This is a genomic window from Mesorhizobium sp. NBSH29 (genome assembly GCF_015500055.1).
Lineage (GTDB): Bacteria > Pseudomonadota > Alphaproteobacteria > Rhizobiales > Rhizobiaceae > Neomesorhizobium.
The window spans coordinates 3445432-3460290 of record NZ_CP045492.1 but is presented as its reverse complement, the minus strand read 5'-3'; the positions used below and the strand labels follow the sequence as shown (position 1 = coordinate 3460290).

Annotated in this window: 8 protein-coding genes; 5 read left to right on the top strand and 3 right to left on the bottom strand. The window is 60.2% G+C overall.

Features of this window, described 5'->3' with window-relative positions; genetic code table 11:
* Positions 1 to 112 precede the first annotated feature (112 nt).
* Genes GA830_RS17045 through lpdA form a run of 4 tightly spaced genes read left to right on the top strand, consistent with a single transcriptional unit; the run spans position 113 to position 5076 of the window.
* Positions 113 to 1345, top strand: coding sequence for a 3-methyl-2-oxobutanoate dehydrogenase (2-methylpropanoyl-transferring) subunit alpha (locus GA830_RS17045; protein WP_195162960.1), 1233 nt, complete (start codon positions 113 to 115; stop codon positions 1343 to 1345).
* 3 nt (positions 1346 to 1348) lie between these two features.
* Entirely contained in the window at positions 1349 to 2362 is a 1014-nt protein-coding gene (locus GA830_RS17040; protein ID WP_195162959.1) for an alpha-ketoacid dehydrogenase subunit beta, read from the top strand.
* A gap of 4 nt (positions 2363 to 2366) precedes the next feature.
* On the top strand, positions 2367 to 3674 hold the full coding sequence (locus tag GA830_RS17035; RefSeq protein ID WP_195162958.1) for a dihydrolipoamide acetyltransferase family protein: 1308 nt from the start codon (positions 2367 to 2369) through the stop codon (positions 3672 to 3674).
* 4 nt (positions 3675 to 3678) lie between these two features.
* The gene (gene lpdA, locus GA830_RS17030; protein WP_195162957.1) at positions 3679 to 5076 is read left to right on the top strand and encodes a dihydrolipoyl dehydrogenase; all 1398 of its coding nucleotides are present in this window, start codon (positions 3679 to 3681) and stop codon (positions 5074 to 5076) included.
* A gap of 114 nt (positions 5077 to 5190) precedes the next feature.
* Here lpdA and GA830_RS17025 read toward each other — a convergent pair whose 3' ends face one another.
* Positions 5191 to 5445 carry a hypothetical protein gene (locus tag GA830_RS17025; RefSeq protein WP_195165041.1) on the bottom strand — a complete coding sequence of 85 codons (255 nt, stop codon included), beginning with the start codon at positions 5443 to 5445 and terminating at the stop codon, positions 5191 to 5193.
* Between the two features lie 144 nt (positions 5446 to 5589).
* Here GA830_RS17025 and GA830_RS17020 point away from each other — a divergent pair, with 144 nt between their 5' ends.
* Positions 5590 to 6843 carry an MFS transporter gene (locus tag GA830_RS17020; RefSeq protein WP_195162956.1) on the top strand — a complete coding sequence of 418 codons (1254 nt, stop codon included), beginning with the start codon at positions 5590 to 5592 and terminating at the stop codon, positions 6841 to 6843.
* Positions 6844 to 6891: 48 nt separating this feature from the next.
* Here GA830_RS17020 and pbpC read toward each other — a convergent pair whose 3' ends face one another.
* Together pbpC and GA830_RS17010 are read right to left on the bottom strand one after the other, a co-directional pair.
* Positions 6892 to 8967 (bottom strand): penicillin-binding protein 1C, encoded by a 2076-nt coding sequence (gene pbpC, locus GA830_RS17015; protein ID WP_195162955.1) that lies wholly within the window; start codon positions 8965 to 8967, stop codon positions 6892 to 6894.
* Between the two features lie 8 nt (positions 8968 to 8975).
* Complete coding sequence (locus tag GA830_RS17010; RefSeq protein WP_195162954.1) at positions 8976 to 14441, bottom strand: alpha-2-macroglobulin family protein; 5466 nt, start codon at positions 14439 to 14441, stop codon at positions 8976 to 8978.
* Between the last annotated feature and the right edge of the window lie 418 nt (positions 14442 to 14859).

Sequence of the window (14859 nt, the reverse complement as noted above, 5' to 3'; positions counted from 1 at the left end):
CTTTGGGAGGAGCTTGCTTGAACATGAACCCGGACTGGTGTTGTCTGCCCTGGCGGCAGACCCTGCAGCAGGGGCTTCTGCTGACATATCTGAACGCCGGAAGGGCAGGCGCATGAGCGACAATACTCCGCTGAAATTCCACGTCCCCGAGCCTGCCGTGCGGCCGGGCGACAAGCCAGATTTTTCCAACGTCCCGATCCCCAAGGCAGGCTCTGTGCGCCGTCCCGACGTGGATGCTGACCCTGAATCGATCCGTGATCTTGCTTATTCCATCATCCGGGTTCTGAACCGCGATGGCGAGGCGGTCGGACCCTGGGCCGGCACGCTCACCGATGAAGAACTGGTGGAAGGTTTGCGTCACATGATGACGCTGCGCACTTTCGATGCGCGCATGCAGTTGGCGCAGCGCCAGGGCAAGATTTCCTTCTACATGCAGCATATGGGCGAGGAAGCGGTCAGTTGCGCCTTCCGCAAGGCGCTGTTGCCCGGCGACATGAACTTTCCGACCTATCGGCAGGCCGGTCTTTTGATCGCCGATGACTATCCGATGGCTGAGATGATGAACCTCAATTATGCCAATGAGCTGGACCCGCTCAAGGGCCGCCAGCTGCCGGTGCTCTATTCGTCCAAGGAGCATGGATTTTTCACCATCTCCGGCAATCTGGCGACGCAGTTCGTGCAGGCTGTCGGCTGGGCGATGGCGTCTGCCATCAAGGGCAACACGAAGATTGCCGCCGGCTGGATCGGCGACGGCTCGACTGCCGAAAGCGACTTTCACGCGGCGCTGGTGTTTGCCTCCACCTACAAGGCGCCTGTGGTGTTGAATATCGTCAACAACCAGTGGGCCATTTCCACCTTCCAGGGCATTGCGCGTGGCGGGTCGGGTACCTTTGCGGCGCGTGGGCTTGGCTTCGGCGTGCCGTCGCTCAGGGTCGACGGCAATGATTACCTGGCGGTTCATGCAGTCGCCAAATGGGCGGTCGAGCGGGCGCGCAAAAACCTCGGACCAACGCTGATCGAGCATGTGACCTACCGGGTCGGTGCCCACTCCACCTCTGACGATCCGTCTGCCTACAGGCCCAAGACCGAATCTGAAGTCTGGCCGCTTGGCGACCCGGTCATGCGGCTGAAAACCCATCTCATATTGCGCGGTCTTTGGTCGGAAGAGCGCCATAAGCAGGCCGAGGCCGAGGCGCTGGACATGGTGATCGCTGCCCAGAAGGAAGCCGAAAAGCACGGCACGCTGCATAATGGCGGAAAACCGTCGGTGCGCGATATGTTTGAAGGCGTCTATGAAGAAATGCCGCCGCATCTGAAGCGGCAACGCCAGAAGGCGGGGGTCTGAACCATGCCCAGAATGACCATGATCGAGGCTGTTCGCGACGCCATGGACGTCAAGATGGGGCTGGACGAGGATGTCGTCGTGTTCGGCGAGGATGTCGGCTATTTTGGCGGAGTCTTTCGCTGCACCCACGGGCTGCAGCAAAAATATGGAAAAAACCGCTGCTTTGATGCGCCGATCAGCGAGCTTGGCATTGTCGGTACCGCCATCGGCATGGCGGCCTATGGTTTAAAGCCCTGCGTGGAAATCCAGTTCGCGGATTATGTCTATCCAGCCTATGACCAGATCGTGTCGGAGGCTGCGCGGCTGCGCTATCGCTCCAATGGCGGGTTCACCTGTCCGATCGTCATCCGCATGCCTTCGGGCGGCGGCATTTATGGCGGCCAGACCCACAGCCAGAGCCCCGAGGCTCTATTTACCCATGTGGCAGGCCTGAAAGTCGTGGTGCCGTCCAATCCCTATGATGCCAAGGGGTTATTGATCTCGTCCATCGAAGATCCCGATCCGGTGATTTTCCTGGAGCCCAAGCGGCTCTACAACGGCCCGTTCGACGGACATCACGACCGGCCCGTCACCCCTTGGTCCAAACACCCATTGGGCGAGGTGCCGGCAGGCCACTTTACAGTGCCGCTGGGCGAGGCGATCATTCGCCGGCCCGGTTCGGCGCTTACTATCCTGGCCTATGGAACCATGGTTTATGTGGCGCAGGCAGCGGTCGAGGAAACCGGCATCGACGCCGAGATCATCGATCTGCGCACGCTGTTGCCGCTCGATCTCGATACAATTCTGGCATCGGTCAGAAAGACCGGGCGCTGCGTGGTGGTGCATGAAGCAACGCTGACATCGGGCTTCGGTGCAGAGCTTGCCGCGCTTGTGCAGGAGCATTGCTTCTATCATCTGGAAGCACCGGTGGCGCGGGTCACCGGCTGGGATACGCCCTATCCGCATGCGCAGGAATGGGCTTACTTCCCCGGGCCAGACCGTGTCGGTCGGGCGCTTCTTGAAACGATGGAAGGCTAACGCGGTGGGCGAACATACAATCAAGATGCCGGATGTCGGCGAGGGCGTGGCCGAGGCTGAGCTGGTCGAATGGCAGGTGAAGATCGGCGACCTGATCCGCGAGGATACAGTTCTGGCCGCCGTCATGACCGACAAGGCGACGGTGGAAATTCCCTCGCCGGTGGATGGCGAGATTATCTGGCTGGGCGGCGAGATCGGCGATGTCATTGCTGTCGGCTCGCCACTGATCAAGCTGAAGGTCGCCGGCGATGCCGCTGCTAAGGCCGAACCGGCCTCGGCAAAAACTTCCGCTCCGGCCAAGGCTGAAGATAAGTCTGAAAAGAAGGCTGAAGCGCCTGCCAGTCCTGCACCCAAACCGGCACCGGCGGCGGTGGCGGCACAGCCTGCTTCTTCAGCCAAACCGGCGCTGCGCTCAGCCCTTGGCGCGCCCCGCCCGCAGGGCGAAAAGCCGCTTGCTGCGCCTGCGGTGCGGCATGAAGCGCGCGAGGCCGGAGTTGATCTGCGCCAGGTGCCGGGTACCGGCCCGGCCGGTCGCATCACGCATGATGATATCGCTGCCTTTATCGCGCGCGGTCCGCAGCCCGGTCGCGGCAGCGGGTTGCAGCCCGACAATACGGTCAACGAGATCAAGGTTATTGGCCTGAGGCGCAAAATCGCCGAGCGGATGGCGGTCTCTGCGTCGCGTGTCGCCCACATCACCTATGTCGAGGAAGTGGATGTTACCGCGCTAGAGGAATTGCGCGCTGCGCTCAACAAGGACAAGCGCACCAACCGGCCAAGGCTGACGCTTTTGCCCTTCATCATGCGTGCTATGGTCAAGGCGATTGCCGAACAGCCGGCGATGAATGCGCGGTATGATGATGATGCGGGCGTCATCCACCAATATGGTGGTGTGCATATCGGCATTGCTGCGCAGACTGCTACTGGTCTTGTTGTGCCGGTAGTGCGCCATGCCGAGGCGCGCGACCTCTGGGATTGCGCCTCCGAGGTGAACCGGCTGGGAGATGCGGCCAAGGCCGGCACGGCCAGCCGCGAGGAGCTTTCGGGCTCGACCATCAGCATTACTTCGCTTGGCGCCATGGGCGGTGTCGTTACAACACCAATGGTCAACTATCCGGAAGTCGCCATTGTCGGCGTCAACAAGATGATGGTGCGCCCGGTGTGGGATGGGACGCAGTTCATCCCGCGCAAGATGATGAACCTGTCGTCCAGTTTTGACCACCGACTGATCGACGGTTGGGATGCGGCGATCTTTATCCAGCGGATCAAGTCGCTAATTGAAACGCCTGCCCTGATTTTCATTGAAGGTTGAGCTGATGAAAGAGATTTCCTGCAAGCTGCTGGTGATCGGGGCCGGGCCGGGCGGCTATATCTGTGCTATCCGCGCAGGGCAGCTGGGCGTCGACACGGTGATCGTCGAACAACGCAAGGTCGGCGGTACATGCCTCAACATCGGCTGCATCCCTTCCAAGGCGCTGATCCATGCGGCGGAAGAGTTCGAGCGGGCGAAGCTGATGGCATCGGGCAAGAGCCCGCTGGGGATCTCGCTGACATCGCCTGAACTTGATCTTGCCAAGACAATCGGCTGGAAGGACGGCATTGTCGGACGGCTGACGAATGGCGTCGCCGGTCTGTTGAAGAAGGCCGGCGTGAAAACCGTGCTTGGCACTGCTAAATTTCGCGACGGAAAGACCATTGAGGTCGAGACAGAGACCGGGCTTCAGGTCATCCGCGCCGAGAATGTGGTGATCGCTACAGGCTCGGCAGCAGTCGCACTGCCCTCGCTGCCCTTCGGCGGTGCGGTGATTTCATCGACAGAAGCGCTGGCGCTTTCCGAAGTGCCGAACAAACTCGCGGTTGTCGGCGGCGGGTACATCGGGCTGGAGCTTGGCATTGCCTTTGCAAAGATGGGCGCCGAGGTCACCGTGGTGGAAGCGGCCGAGCGCATCCTGCCGCTTTACGATGCCGAACTGACGCGACACGTCGCCAAGCGGATGACTGAGCTGGGCATGACCGTTTTGACCGGCGCCAAGGCCAAAGGTTTTGACGAGAAATCGGGTTCTCTTTCGGTAGAGACAGGCGAGGGCGGCGAGAAGAAGATCAAGGCTGACACAGTGCTGGTCACTGTTGGTCGCCGTCCTGTCACCGACGGTTTCGGTATCGACGAGATCGCGCTCGATATGGCTGGGCGGTTCATCCACATCGACGACCAGTGCCGCACCTCGATGCGCGGCATCTTTGCCATTGGCGACGTCACCGGAGAACCCATGCTGGCTCACCGCGCCATGGCGCAGGGCGAGATGGTTGCCGAGATCGTCGCCGGTCACAAACGCGCTTTCGACAAGGCGGCAATCGCTGCAGTCTGCTTTACCGATCCAGAAATCGTCTCGGTCGGACTATCGCCTGAGGAGGCGCGCCAGACGGGCCGCGAGGTCAAGATCGGCCAGTTCCCGTTCAGCGCCAATGGCCGAGCGATGACCATGCTGGGAGAGCAGGGTTTTGTGCGTGTCGTGGCGCGGGCTGACAATTATCTGGTGCTCGGCATCCAGGCGGTCGGGCAGGGGGTGTCAGAACTGTCGGCGGCTTTTGCGCTCGCTCTCGAGATGGGCGCGCGGCTGGAAGATATTGCCGGGACTATCCACGCCCATCCGACCCAGAGTGAAGCGTTCCAGGAAGCGGCATTGAAAGCGATGGGACGCGCCTTGCACATCTGATCCCGACGAGGGGTCTATCGCCCCAAACAAGGGTCCCATCGCGCCAAACCGGGACAACGGACTTAAAACGGCCCCGTTCGCCGCAGAATCGCGCCAAACAGAGAATGTTTGGCATCAAACTTCGTCGAATAGGCCGCCCTCGCGTGAGGAATTGCGGCTGATCGAAGCTTCCTCCTCGTCGTCGGGGAGCGCCTCGTCGCTCTCCTGATAGGGGTTGTCGTCGGCATCAATTGCCTCTTCTGCCTCCTCTTCCTCGATCTCTTCGACGCGGGTCGAAACGTCTTCATTTTCAACGTCGAGGGAGACTTCTTCGGTCAGTTTCTCAACGTCCTGGGTGTTTTCGGGGTCGCGTTCGCGGTTGTCGTTCATGGCTCATTCCTTTCATGTTGTGAGCACAACGGATGAACCGGGAACGGGTTGCTGGCGTGATCGAATTCTGCTGCTGGCGCAGCCGCAGGCATTTGAAAAGTTTAGGCTTTATGCCGTGAGGCAATATCGGAGGACGGCGCCGGAATGGCTGAAGGACAGCACGTGGAAGGCGGTTTCAGTGACATTGACGGCCGCTATGCCTGGACCCGGCTCGCCATTTCCGTCGCGCTGTCGACCATTGGCGGCGTTGGTATGTGGGCGGTTGTCGTGGTGATGCCATCGGTGCAGGCTGAGTTCGGTGCCGACCGCGCCGGCGCTTCCTTTGCCTATACCGCAACGATGTTGGGATTTGCGCTCGGCAACGTTGCTCTGGGCCGCGCGATAGACCGAAACGGTTTCCTCATTCCGGCGCTCATCTCCGCCGCAGTTCTTGGAGCCGGCTTCATTCTCGCGGCGCTTTCGACGTCGATTTTGATGTTCTCGCTGGTGCAAGGGATCCTCATCGGGGTTGGTTCTTCAGCGACGTTTGGACCTCTGATTGCCGAAATATCTCAATGGTTTAATCGTCGACGCGGAATAGCGGTGGCGACAGCTGCATCAGGGAATTATCTGGCCGGAGCGCTGTGGCCGTTGGCCATGCCACCAGTCATTTTAAGCGAAGGCTGGCGCTTTACCTATGTCGGCATCGGCATCATTTGCATCGCCACCATGCTGCCGCTCATCCTGTTGCTCAGACGTCGCCCACCTCTTGCCGCTTTTGCCGCAACCGGCTCGAAAGCAATTCTCACCCATCCGATAGGAATGCCGCCCGGCGTCCTGCAAGGGCTGCTGATCGTGGCGGGTGTTAGTTGTTGCGTCGCCATGTCTATGCCGCAGGTGCATATCGTCGCCTATTGCGTCGATCTCGGCTACGGCATGGCGCGCGGGGCGGAAATGCTGATGCTAATGCTGGCCGCCGGCATCGTGAGCCGGTTGGCGTCGGGGTTCCTGGCCGACCGGATCGGCGGCATTCGCACATTACTCATAGGCTCTGTACTGCAAGGTCTTGCGCTGCTTCTGTTTATTCCGTTTGACGGACTGGTATCGCTCTATGCGGTGTCGCTGGTGTTTGGTCTGTCACAGGGCGGCATCGTCCCCTGCTACGCGATCATCGTGCGCGAATATATGCCGGCGGCAGAGGCCAGCCAGCGTGTCGGTATGGTGATCATGGCAACCGTCATGGGTATGGCGCTGGGTGGTTTTCTGTCGGGCTGGATCTACGATCTCACGGGCTCCTACGCGATGGCGTTTTTCAACGGTATCTGCTGGAACCTGCTCAACATCTTGATCATGCTGTTTCTGCTTATGCGCTCAAGACGCGCTCTGGCTGTGCACAGTGAGCCCCGCGCTGCCATCTAAGGCACTGAGTCCGATGCGTCATGCAAGGTTTTGATTTTACGATATATATCATTCCACGAAGATGCTTACGCTGGCGGCGCGGCCGGCGGCATCTACAACCGTGAGGGTGGAATAGCCGGCGCCATCGGGCTGCCAAGTTGCGGTGCGGGTGCGATGCAGACCGGCGATTGCCTTACCGTTTGCCAGCCAGCGGAACGGTGCCCGGCCGCCCTGCAGTTTCATGGCTAGAGGCGCTGCCGTGCCTTCGGCAAGATCGATGTGGGCTCCGGCGGGCGGGAAAATTATCTGCGGCGGGGGTTCGGAAGGTGCGTTGGGAGCCGCGGTCAACCCGTCAGCACCAGGTGCAAAGCGAGCAAGTGTTACCGGCAAGTCGGCACGTCTGGCACGGATGGCACCGGCAGGCGGGCGCCGCATCGGCTGGAGCGCAAGGCCGGAGCGGGCGAAGGCCTCGAACAGGATCGGAGCCGCTGCGACATAGCCCGCGAGGCCGGCAACCGCGCCGCCATCGGCGCGCCCGACCCACACGCCCAACACATGGCGACCGTCGAAGCCGATCGACCAAGCGTCTCGGTAGCCATAGCTGGTGCCGGTCTTGTAGGCGATTCCGCGCTGAGTGGCGCCATGCGGTGGTTTGACCCCTGACAGAATGTCGGCGATTTGCCACGCTGCCTGTGGCTCGAGAACGTCAGTGCTTGCAGTGGAGGGCTCGATCAATTCTGTGCCGTCGCGCAACAAATGCGCGCGGCCGCCATCGGCGAGACCAGTGTAAAGCTGCACCAGATCGCGGAGGCTGAGGCCAACGCCGCCGAGCCCGATCGCCAGACCAGGCGATTCTCCGGGTGGCAGTTGTGGCATCACACCGGCGCGGCGAAAGCGGGCAGCAAGCCGGGCCGGGCCGACCGCGTCTAGCAGCGTGATGGCCGGCACATTGAGCGACATCTGCAATGCCTGACGAACGGAGACATCGCCTTGATATCGCATGTCAAAATTGCGTGGACGGTAACCGGAAAAATCAGAGGGCCGATCTTCAACAAGCGTCTCCTGCGCTACCAGACCCTGCTCCATTGCCAACCCGTAAATGAAGGGCTTCAGGGTTGATCCTGGCGAGCGGACGATACGCGTCATATCGATCCATCCGGCGCGGCCTGTGCTGAAGAAATCGGCTGATCCGACTGATCCGAGAATTTCACCGGTGCGGGCGTCTGCCATCACCATTGCGACTGACAATTTTGGCCCCAGGCGCGTGGCGGCGTTCAGCGCGACTGCTTCCAAGCCGCTCTGCACAGGACGGCTGATGGTCAGCCGGTGGGCCGTTGCGGAGGGCGCGTTGCGTAGGGCAGTCTCTGCCAGGTGGGGGGCGTAAGCGGGTAGCGCCAGACGCCTCTCAGGGATGGCTTCGGCGGCAGCACGTGCTGCCTCACGTTCGCTCAAAAGACCAGCACTCACCATGCGGTTCAGCACGCGATCGCGTGCGGCCCTCGCTCCTTCGACATTCCGGTCCGGGCGACGGCGCTCAGGTAGCTGGGGCAGCGCTACGAGCAGAGCGGTTTCGGACACGCTGAGCCGCTTCGGTTCTTTGCCGAAATAGGCGAGAGCGGCGGCGCGTACCCCTTCGAGGTTGCCGCCATAGGGTGCAAGCGTCAGGTAGCGCGTCAGTATTTCGTCCTTGGTAAGACGGCGTTCAAGCTGGAGCGCGCGAAAGATCTGGCGAAATTTTGCTCCAAGCGAGCGGGCGTCTCGCGGTTCCATCAGTCGGGCAAGCTGCATGGAAACTGTCGAGCCGCCTGAGACGATGCGGCCGTTGGAAACAAGCTGCCAGCCGGCGCGCAGGATAGCGAAGGCATCAACGCCTCGGTGCTGACGAAACCGTTTGTCCTCGTAGGTAATCAACATTTCTATCAGCTTTGGGTCGACAGAAGCGAGGTCGGTCCGCAGCCTCCAGCGCCCTTGAGGCGTGGCAAAGGCGCGGAGCAACAGCCCGTCGCGGTCGAGCACCTCGGTGGACGCTTCGAGCCGCGCGGGCAAAGGAGGCGGAAAGGCACGGTCAGCCCATAAAAACCCCGCCGTAGCCAGAATCGCGCCAACCGTGAGGGAGATCGTGGCGGTGGCCGTTATGCGAAGCATTCTGCGGCTCACGGAGCCTTGACCTCCATCATGCCGGTTGCTGTGCGGGCGGAAAATTGTGGCCGGTACATGTCTTCAACTGTGGCTGCCGGATGCGTGTAGACGCCAGGTGTCACCGCGCGCACGACATAAGCCATCGTTGCGATACGCTCGTCGCCCTGCACCCGATCAAAGGCTGCGACGAAACGGTCATCTCGGAACTCGAGATGGGCTGCTTCAGTTGGCGGAAGCCAGTCAAAACTAGACAGTTCGGCGCTTGATACCAGCCCCGGATTGTCGATCTCGAAACCAGCTGGAAGAAGATCGGTCACCAGCACACGCGATGGCCAGTTGTTGTTCTCGACGATCTTCAGAACGACCACGTAGCGCTGGTTCTGCGTGACCTCGGTCACGTTGGCCTCGGTGCCGTCGAGATTGTAGTAGGCGCGCACGATACTGAAGCCGTCGCCGCCAGCGGACAATGGTTGAACAGGAAAGGCTACGGCGGTCACTACGGCATCCACTGGGGTAGCGCTGCGGTTCACAACTGTGATCGGAGTTGTTTGGAGCGCTTCACCAGTGACGCGTTCGGCGTAATTTCCAGTGCGTATTGTTCCATTAATCTCGAGGCTTAGTGCTGAACTATCCTTGATGCCGCGTGCTGCAAGCAGCATCCATGCTTCGTCTTGGGTCGTGGTGAAGCGCGCTGTTCTGCGGGCGCCGCTGACAAATTCCACCATCGCTGGCATGGCCGCAGGCAACGGCTTGCTTTCGGCTGCGAGAGCCAGCATGGCAGCGCCGTCGCGCAGCGGCGATGCATAGTCACCACGGGCGTAATTGAAGACCGGGCTTGTTTGCGCCAACCGCAGGGCCGCCGCAAACGTTGCGTCGGCTCGCTGGTTATCGCCGTAAAGAGCGAGACCTGCCGCAAGCTGAGCTACTGCCATCGGGCTCGTAAATTCGTGCAGCTGTGTGTCAGAATAATAGCGCAGGTCACCGATGGAGGCCTTCTTGTTGCGGGCGAGGACATAGAGCGCATAGGCAATTTCGTTGCCGCGACCGGCGATGTCGATGTCGTAGCCCAAAGTGTTTTGCAAATTGTCGAGGGCCTGTACCATGGCTGCCGTCGGTACATCATATGACTGTTCGCGAGCGCGGGTCAGGAAGTCGGTGACGTAGGAGTCCAGCCACAGGTCACCTGATCCCGGCGACCACAGGCCAAAGCTGCCGGCCGAGGATTGGAAGTTCAGAACCTTGTAAATGGCATCCTGCACACGTTTATGCAGGTTGATGTTATCTCCATTCAGCCCCGCGGCGCGTGACAGTTCGCTGACGTAGAGGAGCGGCAGGGCCCGGCTGGCTGTCTGTTCGGCACAGCCATACGGATAGCGATCAAGCGTCATCAGAAGCGACGGGATGTCGAATGCGGCTGAGGGAGAAACACCGACGCTGACCGACGCCCCATCGAGCAGGCTCGCTGCCAGAAGCTCGCGATCGACCGACAATGTCCCGCCGTTTGCTGCAAGGCTCACGACCTGGCGGGTCGTGACAGGGAGTGTTCCCGGGCGAATGGGAAGCGAAAGCGCCTGCGTTACCGTCATGCCATCTGCGTGCGTGAGAGCAACCTCAATGGTGCCGGAACCGGTGCCGGATGCCTGCAAGGGCACGAACACTGTATGTCGCGCGCCGGCGGCAAGCGTGACTTTATCCGGTACGCTTTGGCCTGTGGCCAACAGATTACCATTGGTGGCGAGAGTAAGTGCATAATCGCCTGCAGGACCATCGGTGTTGGCGATATCAAGGCGCAAATGCGCGGTATCACCCGGCGCGAGGAAGCGTGGCAGGCCGGCAATCACGACCACCGGGTCTCGCACGATCACGTCTGCCGTGGCATGGCCGACCGCTTCTCTGCTCCAAGCAACGCTCATCACGCGCACGGTACCGTTGAACTGCGGCAGGTCGAAATCGATCGTTGCCTTGCCCTCGGCGTCAAGCTTGACGGGGCCCGCGAAGAAGGACACCAGCGTCTCGGTCGGAGGGCTGCCCTGAGCGCTCATCTCGGCGCCATCACCGCCGGTGCGGATTTTACCCAATGCACCCAGCGAGCCGTCGATCAGGAGGCCATAGAGGTCCCGCATTTCCAGCCCTAGCTGGCGCTGGCCGAAGAACCATTTCTCAGGATCGGGGGGCGTGTAGCTGGTGAGATTCAAGATTCCGACATCCACTGCGGCGAGCATGACATAGGTATCGCCTGTAGCGCCGGTTACACTAACCGGGATCGACAGCGTCTGGCGCGGGAGCGTCTTTTCCGGCAGATCGAGCGAGACTGAAAGCTTTTTGCTCTCAGGATCGATGGTCATCCATTTGACGCCGATGGCACGGGCCGGCATGCGCGTTTCCTCTGCATCACCGGGCCGGAAGAGCGTTGCTGTAATATAGGCACCCGCACCCCAATCGGCGCCGACCGGAATGTCGATGGTGGCGCCCTCATTAGAAATGCTGGCCGTTTGGGTGGCCAGAAGCCTGTCTGAGCCGATAGCGATCAGAAGTTCGCCGGAAAAATGCGGAGATATTTTCAGGTGTGCGGTCTCACCGACGTGGTATGTCTCTTTGTCGAGCGCAATCTCAAGGCCGTCGGGTGTTTCCGTCGACGTGGCTTCGACATACCAGCCTGCATCGAACTCGACGCTTGTTGCTGGTCCACCGGCCTCAGAAGATTCTACAGTCAGGCGGTAGCGGCCCCAGTCCACGGAAGCTGCAATGTCTGCGGTCGTATCAGCTTTTATGTCGATAACGCCGTTGGCCACGGCCTCTGTCGAGGTGACCGGTTCATAGCTCCAAGCGTTGCTGTTGCGATACCATTGATAATTGCGTTGGACCTTTACCAGCGACCAGGCAAGCTTCTCCATCGACGTGCGGCTGCCCGATGGATCGATTGCTATCACCTTGAAGGCAGCGTGGCCTCCTTGAGGTACCTGGCCGCTTTCGAATTGCGGATCGAGGCCGATCATTGGGCCGGATGGGCGGACTTCGATATCGATCTTGCGCTCGACTGCGCGGCCCGAGCCTTCGCGCATGCGCACCGCTACCTCTGCGTTGAGCAGTCTTGTGGTCGAGGGAACTTGGGTGAGGCTCACCGGAAAGGTTGCCTTGCCGTCGTCGCCGATATCTGGAAGTTGTTCGAGTGGTATGCGGGTGGCTTCACCATCTCCCTCGTCTGTAAGGCCAAAGGCATAACCCTTGAAGCGGTCCCATTGGGTGACAGTTGAGATGTTGACCTCGCCCTCTAACGATAGGCCAGCGGCAGGGGCACCATAGAGGAAGCGACCGTCGACGGTGACGTCGGCGGTTTCCGCAGTTGCAATTTCCCGCTTGTCGCTCGACAGGTCGAATTCGATGCGGTCCGGGACAAAATCTTCGACAAGGAAACTCACTTCGCTCGCCGCCGTCTGCTTGGGGTCGGTGTGGACGGCCACACGCCAGGTGCCGCGCATTGCATTGGCAGCCAGCGGCAGGTCAACTGTGTGGCCTCCGAGGGCTGCGCCATCGCTCATCATCCGACGTTCCTCAACGCCATCCGGGCGATAAAAGATGAAGGTGAGCGGCAACGACTCGATCGCTTGAGCTGAGGCATCGCGGGCGAGGGCTGCGACGTGAACGGTCTCGTTGACGCGGTAGATGCCTCGCTCAGTATAAGCATAAACATCCAACGCGCCGGGCGCAGGGCGACCTTCGACGCCGCGATCGGTCAGATCAAAGCCTGAGCGGGTCATGTCGAGGAAGACGAAATCGGCCTCGCCGTTGCGGGCTAGAACGGCTGCCGGTACTTGTCCCCCACTGCCGCGTGTGAGGCCTGGGGTAAAGGTTGCGCGGCCTTCGGCGTCCGTGGTTGCCGTGCCCAGAATTTCGTTGTTCTTGGCAAGCAAGGTCAGTTCCACGCCGGCAATGGCTTTTGCGCTTGCCAGCGAGCGGACAAAGACGTTGAGACCGTCCTGGCCAGTATAGGTGGCCAGCCCGAGATCTGAAACGACAAGCCATTGGGTGGCCCGGGTTTCCCAGGAACTGCGGTTGTCGACAAGTGGCTCGGCAGTGAGCACGTAAACTCCGGGCCTGCGCTGCGGCAGCGCTTCGTCAATGGGAAAGCTGGTGGTGACCTCCCTGTTCAGCTCTTTGGCGACGGCCAGTTCACCCTCCCAGACAGGCTCGCCCATTTCGTCGGAGATCGTCTGTACGTCATAATTGTCGAGCTGACGCAGGAATTGGGAACCGGAGATGAGCTGCGCCAATGCGCGGTCGCCCACGCGGAAGAGTTTTATCGCTGTTGCATCCATATTGATGGTAACGACTGGTATTCCACGCCGCGCCTTTGAAGGCAGCACGAAAGCATCGCCCGTAAAGCGGACCGCCGGGGCGCGGTCTCGGACATAGATGCTGAGTTGCAAGGGGGCAGCCAGAACTTCGCCGATGGCGGCCGGCAGGCCGACGCGGAACGCGATGCTGTAACGCTCGCCGTGCTCCAGTCCCTCGACGCAGATCTGCCGGTCCTTGGCAGAAACGCCTTTCGCTGCCCGACCATCGACAGTGACAAACTGGGCATAGTCGGTGCCGGTTTTTACGAGTTCTTCGGAGAATTGTGCACAGACGCGAGGGCTATCAATGTCCGCGTCGACTGAGTGATCGACAATACGGAAACCTTTTCGCGCCTTGAGGTCACTGTATTGGGCGATAATTCTGGGAGAATTCTCAAGCGCCAGACTTGCCTCATAGGATGACAGGGCTAGACGGGTGAACTCACGGCGGTCGAGCGCCTTGGCAAGCAGCCCGAGAGCCTCGGCGCGGACACCAGTGGTACGGGACGCCTGATATCCGATAAAGGCCGCGGATGTGGCTGTCCGCTTCAAGGTCGCGGTTTCCTCACTGTTGCTGGGTTGAACGTCGAACGAAGCATTGGCAAGTTCAAGCCAAAGTCCGCCATCGTCGGGCGCGATCGCTACTGCTGCTCCAAATTTGTCCACTGCGGTGCGTGGATCGTTTGAAAGGGAAGCGAACGTGCCTTCCTCGACCAGCTGGGCGAGGCCGTTCTCCTGCGTGGCTAGCCCAAATGCCTGCGTGCGAAACTGCGTTGCTTCATCGGCAACCCAAGCTGGCAGGAATGTCAGTTCCGGTGGTGCGCCGATGTCCGGATCACCGTTTGGCGTCACCAACTTGCCTGCTACCGCGCCGGGGAATAGTTTGAGCTGGTTGAAGTCGGATTTGAGGAAGCACCATTTCGCGTTCGTGTTGTAGGTAAAGGCACGACAGGCAGGATCGCGAAGACAAGCCGCCTTGCACTGTTCAAGCGATAAATCCTGTTCCGTGCGGAGGTCAAATCCGAAATAGTCGCTGCCATCTGTGGTAACGATCGTTCGCAATCCCTCGGCGGCTAACGCGGGATGATGGAGCGCAAAAAGTGCGACAAAAAATAGTGTAAATGACCGAACTGCGCGCAATGACATGTCGTCCTCCGAGACGCTGCTGTCGTCCGCTGACAATGAGCTAACTTTGGGGCAAGCTTGTCAATATGGGCAGCATGGAATGCTATGCTTTCAAGCTCTTTTCCGGACTCTTTTGATGCCCAATCTGAAGATAAATACAGTATATTTCCGAATCGATGATTGTGGTGCGAAGGTCCTATTTTAAATCTTACCGTGCACGGGAAGCCTTTGCGCGCGGGTTGGAGAATTTTTTTCTGCAATTTTTGATTGTGGAAAAGATTTGGCGGAATCCAGCGCGCAGTAGCGATTTTGCGTCAATGCTGTCGCTATTACGCAGACCGCCATCGTATCAAAGTTGCACATTCAACGCCGTATTGAGCATCCCGTCCGCTTTGACATCGCGGACCGGATGCTCAATGCTAATCGGCGGAAAGCCAAA

Coding starts and splice junctions, on each gene's coding strand:
- GA830_RS17045 (WP_195162960.1), top strand. CDS start 113: ATGAGCGACAATACTCCGCTGAAATTCCACGTCCCCGAGCCTGCCGTG.
- GA830_RS17040 (WP_195162959.1), top strand. CDS start 1,349: ATGCCCAGAATGACCATGATCGAGGCTGTTCGCGACGCCATGGACGTC.
- lpdA (WP_195162957.1), top strand. CDS start 3,679: ATGAAAGAGATTTCCTGCAAGCTGCTGGTGATCGGGGCCGGGCCGGGC.
- GA830_RS17025 (WP_195165041.1), bottom strand. CDS start 5,445: ATGAACGACAACCGCGAACGCGACCCCGAAAACACCCAGGACGTTGAG.
- GA830_RS17020 (WP_195162956.1), top strand. CDS start 5,590: ATGGCTGAAGGACAGCACGTGGAAGGCGGTTTCAGTGACATTGACGGC.
- pbpC (WP_195162955.1), bottom strand. CDS start 8,967: ATGCTTCGCATAACGGCCACCGCCACGATCTCCCTCACGGTTGGCGCG.
- GA830_RS17010 (WP_195162954.1), bottom strand. CDS start 14,441: ATGTCATTGCGCGCAGTTCGGTCATTTACACTATTTTTTGTCGCACTT.